This window comes from Paenibacillus sp. CFBP13512 (genome assembly GCF_005233705.1).
GTDB lineage: Bacteria > Bacillota > Bacilli > Paenibacillales > Paenibacillaceae > Saccharibacillus > Saccharibacillus nuruki.
The window spans coordinates 63,135-84,082 of record NZ_QGAD01000015.1; the positions used below are offsets into that span (position 1 = coordinate 63,135).

20 protein-coding genes are annotated in these 20,948 nt (G+C 32.5%); 1 reads left to right on the forward strand and 19 read right to left on the reverse strand.

From position 1 onward, the window contains the following. Position 1: 1 nt before the first annotated feature. The 13 genes from PaeCFBP13512_RS18620 to PaeCFBP13512_RS18680 form a co-directional block, all read right to left on the reverse strand. A complete protein-coding gene (locus tag PaeCFBP13512_RS18620; RefSeq protein WP_069329935.1) occupies positions 2 to 2,074 on the reverse strand; it encodes a VirB4 family type IV secretion system protein in 2,073 nt (690 codons plus the stop codon). Next, positions 2,031 to 2,954, reverse strand: coding sequence for a hypothetical protein (locus PaeCFBP13512_RS18625; RefSeq protein WP_069329934.1), 924 nt, complete (start codon positions 2,952 to 2,954; stop codon positions 2,031 to 2,033). The genes PaeCFBP13512_RS18620 and PaeCFBP13512_RS18625 overlap by 44 nt, the downstream gene beginning before the upstream one ends. 19 nt (positions 2,955 to 2,973) lie before the next feature. Further along, positions 2,974 to 3,288 (reverse strand): PrgI family mobile element protein, encoded by a 315-nt coding sequence (locus PaeCFBP13512_RS18630; RefSeq protein WP_069329933.1) that lies wholly within the window; start codon positions 3,286 to 3,288, stop codon positions 2,974 to 2,976. Between the two features lie 76 nt (positions 3,289 to 3,364). Then, the gene (locus PaeCFBP13512_RS18635) at positions 3,365 to 3,763 is read right to left on the reverse strand and encodes a TrbC/VirB2 family protein (RefSeq protein ID WP_069329932.1); all 399 of its coding nucleotides are present in this window, start codon (positions 3,761 to 3,763) and stop codon (positions 3,365 to 3,367) included. A 224-nt stretch (positions 3,764 to 3,987) separates the two neighbouring features. Next, positions 3,988 to 4,350 (reverse strand): hypothetical protein, encoded by a 363-nt coding sequence (locus PaeCFBP13512_RS18640; protein ID WP_137225229.1) that lies wholly within the window; start codon positions 4,348 to 4,350, stop codon positions 3,988 to 3,990. A gap of 236 nt (positions 4,351 to 4,586) precedes the next feature. Then, positions 4,587 to 5,465, reverse strand: coding sequence for a hypothetical protein (locus PaeCFBP13512_RS18645; RefSeq protein ID WP_069329930.1), 879 nt, complete (start codon positions 5,463 to 5,465; stop codon positions 4,587 to 4,589). Between the two features lie 21 nt (positions 5,466 to 5,486). Further along, on the reverse strand, positions 5,487 to 5,750 hold the full coding sequence (locus PaeCFBP13512_RS18650; protein ID WP_069329929.1) for a hypothetical protein: 264 nt from the start codon (positions 5,748 to 5,750) through the stop codon (positions 5,487 to 5,489). Positions 5,751 to 6,028: 278 nt separating this feature from the next. After that, entirely contained in the window at positions 6,029 to 7,168 is a 1,140-nt protein-coding gene (locus PaeCFBP13512_RS18655; protein WP_069328498.1) for a hypothetical protein, read from the reverse strand. 14 nt (positions 7,169 to 7,182) lie between these two features. Further along, on the reverse strand, positions 7,183 to 9,318 hold the full coding sequence (locus tag PaeCFBP13512_RS18660) for a DEAD/DEAH box helicase (RefSeq protein WP_137225231.1): 2,136 nt from the start codon (positions 9,316 to 9,318) through the stop codon (positions 7,183 to 7,185). A gap of 53 nt (positions 9,319 to 9,371) precedes the next feature. After that, complete coding sequence (locus tag PaeCFBP13512_RS18665) at positions 9,372 to 10,532, reverse strand: hypothetical protein (RefSeq protein WP_137225233.1); 1,161 nt, start codon at positions 10,530 to 10,532, stop codon at positions 9,372 to 9,374. A gap of 251 nt (positions 10,533 to 10,783) precedes the next feature. Further along, on the reverse strand, positions 10,784 to 12,916 hold the full coding sequence (locus PaeCFBP13512_RS18670) for a hypothetical protein (protein WP_137225235.1): 2,133 nt from the start codon (positions 12,914 to 12,916) through the stop codon (positions 10,784 to 10,786). Between the two features lie 57 nt (positions 12,917 to 12,973). Next, the gene (locus PaeCFBP13512_RS18675) at positions 12,974 to 13,276 is read right to left on the reverse strand and encodes a hypothetical protein (RefSeq protein ID WP_137225237.1); all 303 of its coding nucleotides are present in this window, start codon (positions 13,274 to 13,276) and stop codon (positions 12,974 to 12,976) included. A 122-nt stretch (positions 13,277 to 13,398) separates the two neighbouring features. Next, positions 13,399 to 14,826 carry a DNA cytosine methyltransferase gene (locus PaeCFBP13512_RS18680; RefSeq protein WP_137225239.1) on the reverse strand — a complete coding sequence of 476 codons (1,428 nt, stop codon included), beginning with the start codon at positions 14,824 to 14,826 and terminating at the stop codon, positions 13,399 to 13,401. 99 nt (positions 14,827 to 14,925) lie between these two features. Here PaeCFBP13512_RS18680 and PaeCFBP13512_RS18685 point away from each other — a divergent pair, with 99 nt between their 5' ends. Beyond that, positions 14,926 to 15,135, forward strand: a complete 210-nt coding sequence (locus PaeCFBP13512_RS18685) for a hypothetical protein (protein ID WP_069328480.1) — start codon at positions 14,926 to 14,928, stop codon at positions 15,133 to 15,135. 46 nt (positions 15,136 to 15,181) lie between these two features. Here the strand turns inward: PaeCFBP13512_RS18685 and PaeCFBP13512_RS18690 are convergent, their stop codons facing one another. From PaeCFBP13512_RS18690 to PaeCFBP13512_RS18715, 6 genes are all read right to left on the reverse strand, one after another. Continuing rightward, a complete protein-coding gene (locus PaeCFBP13512_RS18690; RefSeq protein ID WP_069328479.1) occupies positions 15,182 to 15,376 on the reverse strand; it encodes an aspartyl-phosphate phosphatase Spo0E family protein in 195 nt (64 codons plus the stop codon). Between the two features lie 328 nt (positions 15,377 to 15,704). Beyond that, positions 15,705 to 16,028 (reverse strand): hypothetical protein, encoded by a 324-nt coding sequence (locus tag PaeCFBP13512_RS18695; RefSeq protein ID WP_137225240.1) that lies wholly within the window; start codon positions 16,026 to 16,028, stop codon positions 15,705 to 15,707. Positions 16,029 to 16,042: 14 nt separating this feature from the next. Continuing rightward, positions 16,043 to 16,528 (reverse strand): metalloprotease family protein, encoded by a 486-nt coding sequence (locus PaeCFBP13512_RS18700; RefSeq protein ID WP_137225242.1) that lies wholly within the window; start codon positions 16,526 to 16,528, stop codon positions 16,043 to 16,045. Positions 16,529 to 16,586: 58 nt separating this feature from the next. After that, positions 16,587 to 17,102, reverse strand: coding sequence for a hypothetical protein (locus tag PaeCFBP13512_RS18705; RefSeq protein ID WP_137225244.1), 516 nt, complete (start codon positions 17,100 to 17,102; stop codon positions 16,587 to 16,589). Between the two features lie 2 nt (positions 17,103 to 17,104). Further along, positions 17,105 to 17,671, reverse strand: coding sequence for a hypothetical protein (locus tag PaeCFBP13512_RS18710; RefSeq protein ID WP_137225246.1), 567 nt, complete (start codon positions 17,669 to 17,671; stop codon positions 17,105 to 17,107). Between the two features lie 258 nt (positions 17,672 to 17,929). Then, entirely contained in the window at positions 17,930 to 20,947 is a 3,018-nt protein-coding gene (locus tag PaeCFBP13512_RS18715; protein WP_137225248.1) for an N-6 DNA methylase, read from the reverse strand. Position 20,948 lies beyond the last annotated feature (1 nt).

The following is a 20,948-nucleotide window of genomic DNA, read 5'->3' on the forward strand; positions in this document are numbered from 1 at the left end:
TTTAAGCCACTTCCTCTGGAATATGTGACTTATCTTCTAAGAATTGAATCATTTTTTCACGCGGAATATCCTTCTTCAGTTTTTCTGGCATGGTATTTTGATTCGTGTTTAGATATTTCCATTCTCTAGGTGTCGGTTGAGTTTGGAATGTCACAATTTGTTTACCTGCCTTCATTAATACTTGTCCAGTAGCAGCACTTCTAATGAGACTTCCTACTTCCTCACTTAACCTAAACGTACGAATAATCGGTTCAATATCTTGATCACTTTGTCTCAAGAAGCAGACTGTATCGAACTGAGCGACAACATCTCGAGCTGATTCATTTCGTTCGAACATTTCGTAGCGCTGAGATACAAGAGTAAGGGATACATTCCATTTTCTTCCTCGTGCACTGATTACTTTTAGCCATTCCATCATGGAAGAATATTTAATCATCATCCAAGCTTCATCAACAATCATTCGCTTTTTCATCTTAGGATCAGCAATAATAAATCGGTTCCAAATCCAAGTCATAAGTACATGTTGAGCTAGTGGTCTTTCAATACCGTTACTAGAAAGTTTACTGATATCAAAAGTTACTACTGGAGCTTCATCTAAAGAACCGCTATATTCTGAAACGATTTTGGTTTGACCGTCAAACATACCGAAAGCTTTATCATGGGTGAATAGACGAACAATATTTTTCAGTTCCTTCAATTCTTCTCCATATTCTGTTTGCATCTTTTCAGATACAAGCTCTTGATAGTACTCACTGATCGTTGGCATTTCAATATAAGCACGTCTGAAATCAATATTTCCCTGACTATCAACTGATTCTACTTGTTCATAGATAGATTCTGGATCTTCAGTAATTCCACGTTGTAAGTACGATTGCTCAATAATATCGTTTAGTACACCTAATTCAATTGGAGTTAAGCCATGTCCATCTACACTCAGAGATTCTTTCATAACACGGAAAAATTCAAGATTCTCTTTAATTTTTTCGTTTACATTGATGCTCTCAGTAATCCTTTCGAATTCTGTACCTTTATAAAGAAGATTTCTTTCAGGGTAGATATCAAATGGATTGATCCTACTATTATCATTAGTTTTAGAATGATAAATTGGAATAACGACTCCACCAAGAGCCTGCGTTAATTCTGTATATTCCGGTTCTACATCAATAATGACATTTTTCATAATGCCATCCATGTAACCTCGACCAATCATTTGTTTAACAAGTACAGACTTTCCAGATCCAGAAACTCCAAAAACTCCTACCGAATAGTTAACTAAACTTTTATCAAAGTTATTATAAAAAACATAATCTCGACCAAATAGTCCGATTGGAAAACCACCGGTATGATTAAGTTTAGAACTGGAATGTGGAAACATTGCTGTCAAACTTAGTTGGTCCAAATTACGATCTGATTTAGAAAGATGGTTTTTACCTAATGGAAGGGTTGAAAGCCAAGATTCTCGTTGTCTACCAAAAGCACTCAAAATTTCAATAGACTCACCAGCGACTGCATTTTCTACTTCAACACATTTTGCATTTAGCTCATCTAATGAGTTTGCATAAACACTGGCTTGGATTGAGACATAATAAAGACCATTTTGATTGTTTTTTATTTGACGTTGTAAAAATTTGGAGTCTTCTCTTTTTTGTACAGAGTCATCAATTTTTGCCTGATCTCCTCGACCAGAGGCACTGTAGATAACAGTGTCAAACTCATCGATCTTATCTTGCAGTTTTTTTATAGCTGAGTTTTTATCGATTGGATCAATATGAACAGAACAGTCTAAATCATCACCAGTGAATAGAGACTCAAGCCAACCTATACGAACAGTTCGCGGATAACCGGAAGGTTTTACAAAAAACGAACGTCCATACTTTGTACTTCCTAGTCCTGTTTTCATCATGAAATAATCTTTTTCAAAATGAATTCCATCATTAAGCATGTTGTCTACAATAGTTGGCGAATCAAGGGGTCTATCCTCTTTTTCTGAATTCGTTTTATCGAGATTTATCGAATTATCAATATTTAAACTAGGTTCTTTCACTTTCTTTTTCTTGTTCCAGAGCTTTAACATTTTCTATAACCTCCTGCACATCATAAACTAATCTTTCTAAGTCTGGTATAGATGCAACATCTACCGTGATATAAGAAGATAGTTTTTCTTTACCATGCGTTATAAGCGATTCCATAGGATGCATAATCATGCGATCACGATTAAGTGCTCTTTTCATAACTTCTCCAGCTTTTAAGCTGTCTAAAAGGGTTGTATTAATTTGACACTGTCTAAGCTGTCCTCTTACTACTTCCGCTCTTGAATATAGTTCATTTCGAATCATTTCATTTCTTTTTTCTACTGTGAGAGCACCCATTTTTGAAGGTTGTGGAATAAAGGAAACAACATAAAACACCTTACGAGAAATCTGGAATATATTCTCAGACTGATCTTTTACAAAGTTAATAACATCTTCTCCGTATTTTTCTGTCGCTTTATTGCCTTTCGCTAGATTTTGCTTCCAACGTGCTTCTTCTTTTCGTAAATCTTGTCGAACAGCCTGACCCAAAATTTGAAGAGGAAAACGTATTACTCGAAATAACGAACTGTATGCTAAAATTATGGATTGTCTGGCTGTTTCACTGAGTAAATCGAAATTAACAGAGTCGGTCTCAATGACAACACAATATTCATTATTTTTTTGTTCATATATTCCGTACTTAATATCTTCAATACCAATGAGCTCTTTCATAGCATCGCGTTCTTTTTTTAACTTTTTGTCTTCGCCTTTACTATTTGCTACTGTCGCACTTGTACTTGCATTGGAATTAGTTTCTTCTAAATGCTGTTTTCTTTTCCATCCAAAAGCTGGCTCATTGCGATCCATTCGTTTTTTTGCTACTAACATAATCCCAATCGTTAGCAGTAATATTCCGAACATAATAAAAACATAGATTTGCATGTACTACTTAGCCTCCTATTCAAAGATGTGTGTATGTTTTTTGAGATCTTCTAAACTTAAATAGCGTTATGATAAATTCACTTGCATATTGTTCATGTTTCTCGATTTTAAAGAATGTGAGAAACGCTGTTATTCCACCAATAACAAGAAAAAAGACAAACTTTCCAATAACTAATGAAAGACCCTCTAAAAACGGTAATCGTCCATAAATGAAAAACACTCCGCAGAAAATTGCGACTGGAAACAAAATAAAAAATTGTCTAATAGATAAGATAGCTAAGATTGATTTTTCTTCTTGAGTAATATCTATTGGTACAATAATTTCGTTATTCAAATTAATTCCTCCATTTTTTAAAATAACCATGCTACTTTAAGTTCGATACAACTTATTGAAGCATGGTCGTTTTAAATTAGCCTGCCATTCCGGCAATCATATCCGCGAAAGTTGCTGCTCCAAAGAAGACAAAAGCTCCACCTGCACAACCCAATAAAGCCTTCCAGTAAATACCTGATTTTTGCGGACTCAATGATCCAAAAATAATCATAATCGCTGTAAACATAACAGCTAGAGTAAATAATGTTCCTCCTACACCACCAACAACCTGTACAACTGTTTTTAAAGGTTTGTTGATTTTTGTAGCGTTAGTATCCGTTGGATTATATACCTTTGATTTATCATTTAGTTCTGAGTCAATAACACTACTACTGGCTGGTGTTGTTGTTGCTGCATGCATGACAGTAGAAGCAGGAGCTGTTACAAGAAATAAACAAAACGTTAAAACAAACATGCCAAATAATTTTTTAAACAAAATAAAAACCCCTCTCAAATCGTATAATTAGTATATGTGTACTGCATAAAAGTGATTAAAATTACGTATTCATAACCTTCCCTCCTTTTTTGGGTAAAAAAAAAGCACCGTTAACTTTGGACGAGATCCAAAGTTAACGGTGCTTCCGCTTTTCTATTCGATTTACTATAATCTGATTATCATTAATTATGGCTCTAATGTCAAGTGCTTTAAATTTAGGTTCATTAGGAATGCGGTATTTGTTCATTTACTGTCAATTTTGCAGAACCTACGTTATTAGAACCGGATAGAATAATGGTCAGCTCAACTTCTACGTTAGCCTGTAATATTGTATCAATTTCGTTAAATTGTAACTCAATAATTTCAAAAAAAGTACTTAATGATTCAGCTGACAAAGCAAACACTTTTGTAAGTTCATTGTCTTCTACGTCATTGATATATTGAATTACCTGACCTTCATTACGCACCTCAAACCGAAGTATTTCATTCGACCGTAAGCAAAATGAATGACTTTTTTGCATTAGTGTCGACTTAATTTTTTCGATTAATAAAGCATTATTTTTTTCATGTGATTGATTTATTGACATATAGAATAATACCTCCACCAAAAAAATAGTTTAATTTGGAACTAAAATGTAGAAAAATTAAATAATTTCATTTTTTCATAGTATGTAATAGGTGAAGTTTCATATATAGACACCATTTTACATCTGTTTTAGAAATTTGTCGATGATTTAAGGTGATAGATTCTTTAATTTAAAATAGTATTCTACTTTCTCTAAAAAGCGCAATTACGTTTCCGCTTTTTAGAGAAAGCAGAAGGTTACGAAGCTTCTGCTTTCTGCATGTTAGATTGTATTGTTTGTAAATCTTCATATTTTTCAACGTAGAATAAGTCTTTCTTTACGAACATACCTTCCACTAAGAATTCACCTTCTGCTTCAATTCCACCTACTCGAATTTGATGATCTTGGTACTCTAAAATGAATTGATTATTCATTATAAAAATGCGTCCAACCATTACATGAATTACATGCAATGCAGAAGTGATCCCCATAGCTGGTGTAGTGGTGATACGGCTCATGATTTCAGGCCCATAGGTCTGTTCAACTTTTTCTAGTTGTGGTTTTGGAACATTATTTGCTTCATCGACCGGCAATGTATTAACTAGCTCATCGATATCGGGGTAATGTCCATCAAATGTTTGATGACTCCCAGTATCTGTTGAAGAATAAGGCATAAAGTCCGTTTCTTCAGGGGGTGGTTCAAGTGTCCAATCTTGCTCTTCTACCATAGGTTTGGTTCTTATAAAGTGGATCTCTTTATTAACTGATTCATCTTCATTCTCATTTACGAGATTAGGATTATCAATTCCTTTAAATAGATCACTAATTGCTAGATTCATTTCCTCTGGTAATTCGCTAGTTTTAAATTCTATCTCTTTATCAATATTTGATATGTTACCCGGCATATTGAACAATAACTCTTCGACTTCAGGAGATTCTTCAAGAGCAGGTAACTCATTCCATAGTACATTTTGTTCGTTATCCAATTGCACGTTTTGTGGTTCAGATACCGTAACAAAAGTACGCTGATCGATAACAACAGGCGTGATATTGTAACTTGAACTGAATAATGACCCACATATGCCAATCACAATTGGACTCAAAAATAAAAGAACTACTACTGTTTCTAGTTGCATATTCAGGCTCCTCTACTTCATTTATTTAGTCATAATGTAAAAAAACAAACCTGCTGCTCCTACCATGAAAATCAAGGCAAATAATGCTCCAAAACTTTCCACAGTCATCTTAAAAATCGTTGCATAATACTTAATATTCACAATTTTTTGTAATATACGTCTTGAACGCATATGATTTTTTCTTAATTCTTTACTCATAATGTCTTTTTTTAAGTCATTGTCTAATACATTCCCTGTCCATAAACTTTTATACTCTCCTAAATGTTCTTCTCCGATAGTTTTCATAATAATTGCCTCCAGTAATTGTTTTAAAATTCTATGTAAAAAAAATACCTCACTAAAGAATGACCAGAAATGGTTTCATTCAAAAGTAAGGTATTTTTTAAATTTATATAAAGGTTTTATCCAAATTAAATAAAATAGGTAAGCTATATTTGAAAAAGAGAAACCTGTACGCCTCATGGCTCAGGGAAAATAAAACTAAATAATATAGCTATATCATATCAATTTTTTATCAACTCAGCAAGTTATACAGCTTACCATAGAGATGAACTGATAAGTAATCAAAAAAATGAAAGTTGCCCTTCATATGCTCCGCTTTTCTTATGAATAATCTTTGAAGGAATCAACTTTCTATCAGAATATTCTATACTTTTGTTGACTATCCCTGAAGAAGAGTTTGTAGTTACTGGTATTGGATTTTCCGAAAAATGTCCCTCTTCAGTTGCAATTGTAGGAGAAGGAAACCCCTTTTTCTGAATATCTTCTTCACTCAAAGATGGTGATGTGACTTTAACTTCTTCATTATCTAAAATGGAAGCTTCTTGTACTATTTGATTAGACATCAAAATTTGTGGTGCTTCTACCTCTTCATCCTCTAAAGAAGTAGTTACTTGTATTATTTGATCAGAAATCAAAATTTGCGGCACTTCTACTTCTTCGTCATTTAAAGGATCTGCTGTCTGTTCTGAGCGATCAGAAACTAAAAGTATTGGCACTTCAACTTCTTCAATATCAGTGACTAATACATCAGGTTCTGGATCTGATTCTTCAGCTGTTATATCTGTAACTTCACTCAAACTATCATCAAATTCATCTTCAGGATGTTCAAAGATTAATTCTTGGATCAGTTCCGGAATATGCACATTACTTTCGATCGTGCATTGAAAATCATCTTCAGATTCATAAGGGGCTCTTTTCGGCAAAATATTATAAGATATCCATAGAGAGGATTCTATCCCATAGATTCTTTCTGGTGCATAATATGCTCCTAAGTCTTTTAATAAATTAGGTCGCTTCTTCAAATTTCGTATAGCAGTATTTATGTTATTACCTAGTTGATCCTTTTCTTTTTGAAAATAAGGATGAATAAGGTCGCTCAATTTTCTCAAAGCTTTTTCTATCAAAATAGAATTTATTTTTATTTCATTTTTCATCTCAGAATTATCAATTAAAATCCAACCTTCTTTATTTGCAGTTGCGACTTCTTCAAATATATATTTATTTGTCTTTGCATATTTAGCAATCCAGCCCGGTGCTTTACCTTTAAAATGGACGCGTTCAACATGATATATATGAACAGGATTATATTGAATTTTATAAACTTCTCTATTGATTTGATGCGTGATTGTCGGTTTTCCTTTTTCAGTTTCTGTCCATTTCAATTGTGCTTTTTTTGTATCTTCATCAAAATTTAAATACATAATAGACATCTCCTTTAAAACTGTCTTTTGGTACCACTTTTAAGCATTTCTTTAGCAAATGTCTCTGGATCAAAGCCAGACAGCTTTGTCTCTCCTTCAAACTGACTAGCTAATACTTTTAAACTTTCTGCTGCTCGATTTATAGCAGTATCCACCGTTTGATTATTTGATAACATATAGGCATGCATATTGATATCAATCGTATCTCTAGACAACAGAAAATAAATAAACACTGGATCTATTTGACCTAAACGCACTGCCCTAGACCAACACTGCTCAATTTTTTTGCCGTTATAATCTAAATCAAACAAAAAGACAGCTTTTGCTTGAGTAAGTGTATAACTCTCTGCACCGGTTCTATGAGACAAGATCAACACACTTAATGGATCATCCGGGTCTTGAAATCTTCTTATCAAGTCCCATCTGTACTCCATATTCACTTGACCATCAATATATTCCGCTCTTTTTCCATCGATAATATTATCAAAGTGGATTTTCAAAAACTGAATAGTTGGAATATGTGCTGAAAAAATCAATACCTTTTTATTAGCTTTTAAAAGTTCTTTGATTTTAGTTTCAGCAAATTGTATTTTGGCAGTTGTACTATTACGTGGATTGTAGTTTTCAAATATCCAGGGGCAACTTGCTACTTTCCGTAGTTTATCCATCCAAGCAGTAATTGCGATACTACTGATTTTATAGGTTGTACCTTCATGGATGGCATCAGCTTTCTTTTTCAATTCTCCTTGGTACCATTCACTGAATAATCTTAATTGCTCATCATATAAGAGTCGCTCATCTGTAGACAACTCAATATGTTGTCTTACAACATTCGGTTTTGGTATTTTAATATGAGGAGCAACATCTGGATCGGTTTTTCTTTTGCGTACCATGATACTATCCAAAAGATTCCAAAGGTCTTTCTCATTAGCGAGTTGCGAAGTCATAGAATCTGAATCAAGCACTTTTCTTTTTCCTGATATGCTGAAATGTGCTTTGAAATTATCATAGCCGACTTTTCCACTTGCTGAATAAGGCTTAATTATATCTTTTTGTCTTGAATATAAATCATCAAAAACGGGAGAAAATCCGGTTACCCAACCTAAAAGCCAGTATAGATCGGCTACTCCATTTTCAGCAGGCGTTCCAGTTAAAATATATTTTCGTTTTGACTTAATTCTCAAGATAGCCTTTGTTCTTTGACTGTCTCCATTTTTAATATAATGACCTTCATCTATTGCAGCACTATCATATTGATTATCATAATACTGAGAAAGAGAAGGGATTTTTTTAGAAATAACACTAAAATCACAACGTCTAATTTCTTTGATGTGATTATGTACGTGAATCAGTTCATTATTACAAATATAATTTCCTTTCCTCCATTCTGAAGAACAGACAGGGCAATCTTCTGGTAAATCGCGACTTCCCCACTTCTTTTCTTCATCCGTTTCTTGAAGATGAACAGGTTTATCACTAAAATGGATACGTTCATTACTCCATTTCTCATAGGAAACCAAATGAAATTTAATACCGTTTACTTTTTTCATATCCGAAGGTTTAGTTAGAATGATATAGTCTTTATCTTTAGTAAATCCTAAATATTCGAGTTCCCTGATCCAATCATTCATATTGCGCTGCATCGTTACGATCAAATTGAGTTTGTTCTTTGGATTAGAAGCTATACCAATTAGTGTTGTTAATGTCTTGCCTAATCCTGGATCGAATGCATTAATCAAACGGTCTTTAACATTCATGATTGCAGCAGTTTCAAGCTGATATGGGAACATAAAACGACCATCATTGAAAGGTTTACCAAACATACTTTTGACTCTTTCAAGAGCAATTTTATATTCTCCCGTATGCATCAAATCATTAATTTTAATTAAGTTCTTTTGATACTTTTTAGTTTTACTATTTAATATAGAATCCATTCTGACTAACTCATTCGCATCAATAGGCACATTCCAATCAGTGAGAAGCCCCAATTTTTCTTTTAAATATTGTGTTCGGCTAGTCAGCAAATTGTGCCAAGTAAATGTATGCTTTGGAATAAAATTTATAGCGAGTGCTTCCGAGATATTCAAGTTTTCTTGAATATCATCTGATGAAATAGTTAACCCTTTTGTATTATTCAGTAATTTAATCATAAAAAATCCCCAGACAAGAAATCATCTGGGGAGTCACCTCCTTTAGTATTCTGCTAATTTTTTACTAATACTTTTTTCTTTTTCTTGTTCGACTCGACAACATATGGAATGCGGTGAGGACAAACGAAAATCTTCATCTCATCTTTACCTTCAACACCAAACGATATAGGTTCATTCGGTGAATCAATGTATAAAATAATTTCATCCGAATCTTTATATGAACTCAAAAGATTCGCTGCTTCTTTTACATGTTTATAACTCATTGCGAAAGCTGGCAAAGTTCCTTCATATGAACATCTAAGATCCATATCCAATGTTCCAGGTACAATACAGTGAATTTTCCCAGCGCTTTCCTCAATAATAAGTATTGGAGATGTCGGTGAAAGTAGATTTACTCTGTCACACAGTTTGACTAACTCTAATCGATCAATTAATAATTTTGCCGTTGTTTCTGTTTTGTACAAATGACAAAGGTTAGGGACATTACCTACTAACGGCTTGCATACAGCAGTAGTATAACCAGATCTAAATACAATATACTGATCTTTTGTGATACCGATCTCTAAACCTGCATCTTTAGCGATGACATTACATACTCCTGTAAGAGTGCGCATATCTAGAACTACATTCTCATCAAACCATTCTAGATCCATTGTATTAATTGAAGCATACTTATGACTGTCTGTAGCATGTACAACTAATTTTCCATTTTGGTTTTTGGCAAAATTCAAACCTAACAATATTACTTTCTTAGCATCCATCTGAGCAATTGAAGGTTCTATGACGAAACTTTGCAATGATTTCACTAATTCATTTAATTTACCTTGAGCCCATTTAAATGAAGTTGTTAGTGCTGGAACTGTTAAAATAGGAGCAGTTTCTGGAAGTATTTCTAGCTTTAACTGTGATGTAAAATAATCTCCCCATTTGATATAAAATCCATCTTCTGTTCGCATGAGTTTGATTAAAATTGCATCAGGCAAAGCCTTTACTTTAGTATCTAATTCAGAAATAGAAGTAGCGATCTCAAAATCTTCCTCTATCTCGGCAATAATTTTCTTTTCAACAGAAAGGTCTTCACCATGGAAATATAGTTTTAAAAATTCCCCATCTGTTTTGAGATAAATAAGTTTGTCTGTTTTGCTAGAATTTCTTGCTGACTTAACCAACATTTCAACCAAATTTTTTAATACTCCACTTGAGATCATTAACATATAAACTTCCTCCTTAGATTAATCTCATTCCATATTCCATAAAAATGAACGCAAAAAAGCCCTTATAGTGATGAGCTAAATTAGCAACAATCACCATAAGGGCGTATTTATATAGAATATGTGAAAAGATTATTATGAATAAAAAATTCTCCCTGCGCATGCTTGGAGTGGTAAATAATTAATTAATATATTCATATCTTAATTCCTAAACTAAAAAAAATCAAGTTGGGCAAAAAAGCACAGTTAACTTATCATAACTTTACTTTTTCAAGTAGATTAAAAGCTTTCATAATGTCTTCTTTTGAATATAGCGATTTCAAATAATTTAAATTTAGAATATAGTCATCTATATCCGCAAAAAATTTGATAGATTCTGGTATTATTTCAGCAGGAAGATGTTTACTGAGTAGCCACATTCGAACTCCTTCCGGATCTGTTAAGTCTCTGATTTTTCTCCAAAGATACTCAGACCACAAAACATTCTGTACTAACGTTCTTAAACCTATCGATATTACATTTCCTATTTCATATTCCTTAAGAGATTCTTGAATCTTTTTTTCGATATTTTCTATTGTTATATGCGCTGATGAAATCTTATTTGTTGCTATTGCCTCTTTATAATAATTAGATTTAAGAACGTTATTACTTTCAAATGAGTACTCTTCATACAGAAAATTATCAACAAATTTTCTTGCTTGATTATACGTAGTTATACCTTTTCGACATACAATGAAAGTAACGATATTCCAAAATTCTTGATGCCCTGTATACATTGGTTGCCAATAATATGGGATATCAATTTTTTTATTGACTCTATTTTTCTGAATATATTCATAGATTTCTTCTTCATTTCCAGTAAAATCAATCGGAATATAAAATAAGTAATTTATATTATTCCAATTGCAGTCATCTGTTCTATTAAGAATAGAAAAGTTAGTAACAGAATGTCTTTCATCTAATTCACCTTTTTGATGATACATATAAAATTTAGGGTCAATCATAAGATTCGGAAGTGTTGATTCCTTTGTGTTTACTTCATACTCTCTATCCATAATAAGGGAACCTTCATATGGTATTTTTTGAGGAGTAATATCTTCAACGTTCTCTATCCATGACATTTCTCGTTTCCATATCTTTTTTATTTCTTCAATATCTTCAAGCGAAACGATTTCAATACCTGCTTTAGTTTGGTAATAAAGTACATTTCTAAGAAGAAATATCCTTGCTGCTAAAGTGAAACTTGCTACAGCTAAATCGTCTTTAACTGGCTCAGAGTCCAGTCCTATCCCATCAAACGAAACAGAATCATCTATTAAACTGGCATCTTCAAAAAGCTGGGACTGAATACTAAAATCCTTTTTATTCTTTCTTATTTCTTTAATTCTTTTTTTTCGAATGGGTTCTCTAAATCTTATATCATAACGCATATCTTGCATTAGGTTACGAAGCTCTATAATTGGATCTGCCCATTTTTGCCCTTGGTTACTAAAGTGTTCTAACATGTGGTCTTTGGCTACATACAGACATAAAATACAGCCTGAGCGACTACTGCCACACGACTTTCCTTTATCACTTTTAGTCATTGGACATTCTTCACTGTCTTTGTACAAAGAATATAATTCCCCAAATCTAGTACCCCACGGAAATACACGAATCTTCATCAATGTTCTCCAAAGTAAATCAGTACTTATGTTTTTGATCGGATGACTTTCAAAACGCTTTTTTATTTTACCTACCGCATCATCATATTTTGAAAAAATGAAGGACTTGTCTCTATACTTTTTAAGTTTGTTTGCTCTATTCTGTGACTCATCTACACGTACTCCAGTAAACACCACTATACTACCGTATTGCTTGATTAGAGACCTTTCTATCTTCTCAATTGGGTCGATTTTGAAAGCGTCTGTGCACCATCTGAAGGCGCTTCTAAAATCTGGTAAAACGTTCCCGAATCCTATAACTTTTATAGCAAATTTATTATTTAAAGAAGGATAAACAATTAAAGCTTTCAGACAATTAATATTATGGATTGAAGCATAATTATTAATACCTTCAATCGATTTATGCACAAAAGACTTTAAAAGTGGATTTTCAAGTCCAGTGTCGCTAGATACAATATAGACCGGTCTTAAAAGTAGATCCTTATCAATTTCAGATAATGCTATCATAAGGCATACACACATCAGTGAAGAATCTTTACCAAATGAAGACGGGAATACCCAAGCACTTAAATTACTTACATCGAGGTATTCTTTCTTAAATTGCTCTATGATCAGTCTTATTTCTTGATCAAGCTCATTTACTCTTTTATTGTACACAGGGTTTTCTTCTAACGCAGGTAATTCTATAGGTTCTTTCCATTCACTAAAAAGATCTAATTGCATCTCTTACACTCCTATAAAAAAAGAGAAGATCTATCTAGATCTTCTCTTTTAAAATTATTATTTTATATCTTTTAATTTAGATGGTTGCAAACAATAACAGCAATAGAATAGATCGTCTTGTAATCCTGTTGCCATTCTTGTTTCAGATGAAACATCTAGACCTACAGCAAGCGTACCAATATTCCATTCATACTCATAAAGTTCTTGATGACAATGATTACAATTATAGCGATTTAATGATGAACCTAAATCTTCGTACTCTTCCTTCATAGTATCAAAATCAATGATTACTGTATTAATATATTGATGATCAATTGCCTTGGCTACTCCATGATGAACATGAATAACTGCAATTTGCATATTTATCATTCCTTTATTTTAATTTATAATTAAAATTTTCCAAAAAACTTCTTATGATCATATACATACTGAAAAAAGAGGCTGAACAATGATTATCATTCAGTCTCCAGTCGTTACATGATTTACATAAGTGAAAGTTGGCCGCTCTGATCCATTGTTAAAACCTGTTCAGGAACTCCTTTTGTTCTATTTGGTGTGAGAATCGATTTCATAAGAACTCTTGCTATTTCATTTGCAAAAATTCGGAAAACTCTTCCACAAGCAGACTGACCAATCTGTTCATACACTCTCCAAATCGGTGTTGATGTCACAAACTCAAACCAATCAGGAATTAGAAATATTTTTCTTAACTCACTTACAGTTAAGAACCTCCAACTTTTTTTATCATTATTGAGTACATAGCTATTACTAGCACTATGTGATCGATAACGTTTAGGGATACATTGCATCAAATTAGCATCTCCATCTAAAAAAGTTAAGCTCGTTGAACGATTAGCCCATGAGTTATTTTTTTCTACTTTTGAGTTAAAAGACTCATTCCAAGCTTCTAACGATTTCCATTCAAAAAATGTACTTGTCGGATCTAAGTAGTCTTTCAATTTCTTTCTCTTGATTTTCTCTGGAGGAGTAGGAATTTTGAAATTGTACATAGCTTCTTGAGAAGAAAAGGCTACAGCATAACCTCTATCTCTTTTAGCGATAGATCCAAAATCATGACTTTCTAAATGGATAGGACCTATCCAGTAAGGATAATTAGGCTTTAGCAAGTCCTGTAGATCGGTATAAGCTCTTGATTTGTAGTACCCTGGTACATTCTCAAAAAATATAATTTCAGGCTCTGAGGCGACAAGTATCTTTGCTGCTGCGGACGAAATATTATCAAACATATCCTGATTTCGATCACCTAAGCTTGTATGATTATTACAAGGCAGTGTAACCAGTGCAACATCTGATTTCACTACTAAATTACAATCTCGAATATCGGCTTGAGTCACTAAGGAATTCGGAAAGTTGTACTTTAAGTTTTCAGCAGAATCGGTTTCTACCTCGATTTCCTGCATACTTGAAAAGGCTCCCGTGTCTACAAAGTGACTTGTTCCAATCCCTGCTCCAGCTGCAAGACTCAGCAGTTTAAATCGCTGATCGCGAGGAGTATAGATCGTTTCTGTTTTGCGTATATCGTAATTTAATGGAGAAACAACAATTTTTGAATAGTCGTCATATACATATACACGTAACTCAACTTTGTCTTCAATCGCTATGATAGATGTATAACAATCTCTAGCAGTATCAATCAAAGGTCGCTCTTCACCATTTGTTTTATTTTTTCTAGAAGATACATGAACCATAAAAGAGTCGTGGCTAAAATTCTTATTCTGGATGGTAATCTCCTTATTCCCCTTATCCACATGGACAAATAATTGTTCCCCTGGTTTGAATTTTGCAGATTCGCAAGGCAAATTTTGAATAAACAAACGGGGCTGTTCTTTCTTCTTACTTATCGTATAAATTTTCTGTAATACCAATCTAGCTTTTTCTACTACTTCCATAACAAACACTCCACTTCTATCAAATTAATTACACTGAATGCAAATTGGATAAATACATGTTACTATTTCGATACACAAAAATATTGAGGAGTTGAACTTATGGATCATTCAAATCGTCAAATAAAAATATTAAATGAAGAATTACTCTTTGCTTATCCTGATATCGAATTTAAGCTTCATACTGATCAGTCCGGTAGATCTATTATCCGATGGCAACAAGGTCCAGAAATAGATCAGGTCTATGACACTGTTCTTAAAATTGGTTTTTTGAAAGAAGATCTATTCTGTTGTAAATTAGTTCTTCATTAAAAGAAGGAGTTGCATTAAAAATGCAACCCCTTTTGTACACACATTCTTACTTTTTTTGAATTCTCATGAAATGCATATATAATCGATCAACCTCTTGACTTAATTTAAGAACTTCCGAGTCCAGAAGTCCTTTTTCCATAGCAAGTGCTACCATCTTTTTTCTTTTTTGTTCAAGTTTAACTGCAATCCGTTTACTCTCTTTGTCCGAAAACGTTTGTTTCTTTTTGGCTATTAAAGTCATACTAATCCTCCTAAATTGGTTTTAGGGCAAAAAAAATACACGCCCTTTCCAGAAACCAATTCCATAAGGAATACAATAAATTGGTCACTCGAAAGAAAGTGTATTTAAGAAAAAAAATTCTCCTGTAGCGCATGCATGGAGTAAATAAAGTGAAATAATAAACTTATAGTATCATTTTATTGTAGATTTGTATATTGTTCTGACCTTGATGATAACAGCTATTAAAATATTCTTTGCTTCCTGTGCTTTAGGACTTGGAAATTATTATAAAAACTCTCAAAGATAATTAAGAAAACCATACATTGTTTTGTATGGTTTTCTTAATTTTTTAATTATGCATAGATAACTTAATAACAATCATTAGACCATTGTCTTGATCAGTTTTTAGAATAAATGCTTTTACATTAGTAAGCGAATTTTTTCCTTTTTTCAAAGTCCATACACCATATTCGATAGTACTTTGATAAGGATCAAAATTAATAATTGTTCGTAATGTTCTAACTACATCAAACATTGAATCTTCTCCTAATTCTTCCTGAAGAGTACTGGTTACTGCTAACGGAATAGTAAAATCGAATCGGTGCGCTAATTCTGAAATATCAATTAATGAACTGCCCTCAAACATACGTCGAGTATCTAGATTTTCTTGCATATATATTCGACTCCTTATTTTAAAATTTCTAAAACCAATCCATGATCTTTAAATTGTTTATTTTTGTATATACAAGCAATGACCACATAAACAAAATCAAAATAGCAAGCGCAACAATGATAGATCAGTACTCCTATAAAGAATACTTGATAAATATCGTTGGTTAAAATGACTCCTACACTTAAAACAAAACCTATACTCACAAAAGGAGCCAGAGCAAATGTACAAAGTTCTTTTCTGTTCATTATTCCAAGTGGAGTGCAAGTGGCATTTAACCGTTTAAAAGATATGATACTTTTTAATGCAATCAACTTACCCGCTATAAAATGTAGATACTCATGGGGATATCTTAATAGAAAACATGCCATAATCAACAAGACTGGATAGTACTGATTTTCTTGATATAAATCTAAAATACTGCTTAAAAGATAAAAGCTACATAATACTGTGAAGAATACAGCTAACACCTTGAAAATTCCAGAATCTGTTTTGTATTTCATTATTTTCTCCTTAAAAAAGCAGGCAACTTTTAAATAAGTTGTCTGCTCTTCATGTAATTTAATTCATATTTATTTGCATACTAAGTCGTTGGATTTCATTAATATTTTTACAATTTATAATTTGCTCTAATAATTTCACTCTGGTTTCACCATTAAGTCTGATCAACACTAAAGATGTCTCTTTACCATCTACTACTAGATCTACTTGCCACGTAGAACTATAACACAAAATTTGAGAAAGAATATTAAGTGAGATCACATTGATTTTTTGCGTTTCTTCATTCAAATTGTTTCTTTCATCTCCGCAGCCATAATAGCATTGGTTCATAATATGTTCTCCCCATGAATCATGCTGATAATGAACATACACATTCTCCATATAACAATGATCACAATTGCCTACCATTCGTTCTTTCTCTTCACAAGATTTCTCATCGGAACAGCCATAATAACATTTTTCTAAATAATCGTGTTCGTGATCCGGATCAAACTCTAACATCACTAAAATGTTTTTATGATTACAATAATCGCAATCACCAATCTTCGTGTGTAATTCTTTATTTACCATAGTCATATTCATTCTCCATCTTCAAACAATAATGTGCCATTCAAAAACTTTTCATACCGCTCTGTATAACCCGGTATAGCATTACCAAGTTTATCCTGATAGTGATTAACATAGGTGAGCTGCAACGGCAAATAACCGGAAAGAATGTTACCTACCACATTCATGAATTCCATATAGCTATCTTGATCCTGATTTTCTTGGTCTTCGTATGCATTATATAATTCGCTAATAGAAGATTTAATTTGTTCCGCGTCCATTTCAAGAAAAATCAAAATCATATTATCAATGCGAATAGCTTTACATTTTTCTTTAAAAAACTCTTTATTGATCTGCTCTTGGATATAAGCATTTAGCAAATCATAATAATTGGAACCCTCTTGATATTGTTTTTCATAAAAAGTAGAGTTGTGCTCAAGTACAAATTGAATTAACTGCTGGATTTCTTCTATTTTTAATTCTTTTAACTGGGTAGCTAACGTTATACCTGCAAATATTGAAGAATTGACGACTCCCTGTAAAAATAATGGTATTTCCTCATTTAATTTGGCTAATACTTCGCTCGGTTTTGTTTTCATTTTATTTGCTCCTTTTTTGGTTTTTTAGGCAAAAAAATAACGCCTAACCAGAAGCAACAATTAAATGTACACAAGGTACAATTACAAATTGTTACGCCTGGTTAAGCGTGATTGATAAAGAGAGGTCTCGTAGTCGCATGACTTGAGAATGATAAATAAAATGTATACATCTATCATAACAGAAAATTTTAATGGGGTTAATTATTCTATTCATAAGAAAATGACCTCAATTCTTATATAAAGAATTGAGGTCATTTTTTAATTTTGGATCGTTTGTTTACCCCAGCTTAAATATTTCCGTCCCTTATCATCCTTTTCCATCATCATCAATTGATCTAGCAGGTTTGTATCAATATCAAACTCTTCATACAAATCATCATCATCTTGAATTTCTAATGTTTTCACAAATTTATTGATAGCTTCTTTACTAATTAATAAAGCTAACAGATTTTGTTCAATGGTTCGATTGTACGTGACTCTATGAATTTCTTTTGGATCTGTATTTGTATAGCGAATGAAGCGAAAGCAGTACTGATCCATTTTAGGCATGTTCCATTGCAACGATTCAATAATAATTTTGTTGCAGGAAGGAATATTAACACTTGATTTTAAACTTTGCTGTGTACTTATTAAAATACCATTCCTAGTATCTTGGAACTCTCTAATCATCCGAAGACGTAGTTTAAAATCCACTTCACCGGTAATAAGAAAAATAGGACGGCTCGGGAATTTATTTTTCAGATGTCTATAATATTCATGAGCAGACTTTTTATATACCGTCCCGATCGCTACTTGCTCATCAAAGCGATCTACTAATCCCATGATATGAATCATCTTCGTTGGAAGAAGTGTACTCGTATACTCTTTAAATAAATGAGGAGTCGATGAGCTTTCAATTAGCAAATTAATTTGTCTTATAATTTTAAGAATTGAATCTTTACGTGCATTATCGGTACTTTTAAAGTAATGAAGTAAAGCATTAAACTCTTCCATAATCTTAGTGTATACTTCTTCTTCGAACACACTTTGATTTACAGAATGATTAATATAATCATAATTCTTGATACCTACTATTTCTTTGTATTCTCTTGTAATTGTCGTCTTTGCGATTAAATCTGATAATGCAGATGAATTATATATATTTTGACTATTTTTTGTTAATCCAAAAACAGTAACTTTTTTAGGACTAAAGTATTGTTTGAACATTTCTAGTCCTTTTTTGTATGGAGGAAATGGTTTGAAATAGCTTTTTTCTTTTTTCTCAACTAATTTTCCTTCTTTATTTATTTCATAACTAACTTTGTTCTCATTCAACATATTTACAGAATTATTATAGAGTAATTCTAATTGAGGAAATAATTCTGCAATATGATTTCTTGTTGAAGTTCCTGTAGTCAGCAATTTGAATTTTGCACGTCTGAAACAATTTAATACGGCTTGAGTCCGTAAAGAATTTAAATTAGAAATTTCGTCTGATTCATCAACCACTAAAGCGACTTTATTTCCTGATTTTTTAATATTTCTCTTCAATCGGTAATGAATTTTTTGCAATCGTTCAAATGACAATAATACGATTTGTCCTGGACGAATACGTTCAATATCACTGAATGAAGATATTGTTATGAAATCTTCCTGATAAGAATCTAGAATAACCTCCCATGTTAGATGGATGGCCATAGCTGTACTCACAATAAACACATTATTAACTTTAGAAGCTCTAAGCAGATACCTGTACCATGCAATAGCTGCCAACGATTTGCCAGAGCCTTGAGTCCAACTAAGCTGTGCATAACGTTTTTGTATCACTAAACCAACATCTAATTTCTGCTTATCATTGAGTTTGATCGTCTGGTTATTTAATGTATCACAAAATTCTATATTATCTAAAAACTGATCAATCTCCATATCTCTATCCATCTGGCTATATGCTTTTGATTGTAATCTATAGCTGTTCGTTTTTTGATCTATCAGTTTTTTATATTTCTTATCTTCAAATGGATAGGAATGCTTAATGATTAAATCATTAATAGAAATACGTTTTGTTATCTCCATCATTTCAAGTCTTTGACGAGCAGCATAACTATAAGCTTTATAATAAAGCTCATGTTTATTTTTTACTAAATTGATTTCATCTTTCTCGATAATATGTTGATTTGATAATATTGTTCTAAGATCATTAATTACTTTCTTTGGAGTTAATTTAGTATATTCCCATTCACTGGCTGTCATTGATTCAGGTTTGGATTGTACAGATAATTGATTAACTTTGTATAAGGCAATGGGATAATGCTTTGTTAATTTGGGATTTCGTTTAATATCAAATAATAGTTTTTTAATTATATTCTGATTTTTTACATCGTTATCATTCGTCACCTTAGATTCAAAAAGTATTTGATGTCTATTCTCATATCTTTGCTTTCGAATAGGATCTATATAGTCTTCATACAACATATTAGCTAATAGATTTGAATCCCATGTAGTGCTGATCTTGTTAAATGAATAATCACAATGATCCATGTGCTCGCTTCTTTTATGAAAAACCATTAATTTTGTAGCAAAAGACACCACTCCATATGATTTGAAACAATCTTTCGGCAGTTCAAATTGAAATGCAAATGAATACATTTCATTCATTTTTTTAATAATACCACCATCATGAAAATCATCACTCATAAAACTGCTAGGTACTATTAAAGCTAGTAGTCCACCAGGATATAATAATTCATGTGCTTTTCTACAATAATAATTCTGACTATATTCCTTATTTTCATGAGTCCCCCATTGTAAATTAAATGGGGGATTACCTAGGATAATATCAAATTTCAACTTGGGCTCATAGGTTCGGATATCTTCATTATTAATATGGGCTTCGGGGTACAAATACTTCGCTACTTTATAGGATGCTAAATCGATTTCGTTTCCATATAGATTTGCTTCATGTGGCATATGGTTAAAAAAGTTCCCCATTCCACAAGTTAAGTCTGCAATTAATTCATGAGATTGTGGTTGAAGTATTTTAGAAAGTAGATCGCAGATCGAATAGGGTGTAAAGAATTGACCTTGCTCAATTTCTTTTTTTGCCTCAGAGTATTCATGATAATTATAAAAGTTTTTAAATTTAAGACCATGCAGACCACCAATTCCTGTATAGGCTTGGTAGATGTCTTCATGCGTAATATTTTGATTATCTTTGGAATCTATAATCCCTAGGATTTTAGCGTTAATCTCTTCTCTTTTAGCTGTAGGTATAGATTCATTTGAACTTTGATATTTCATA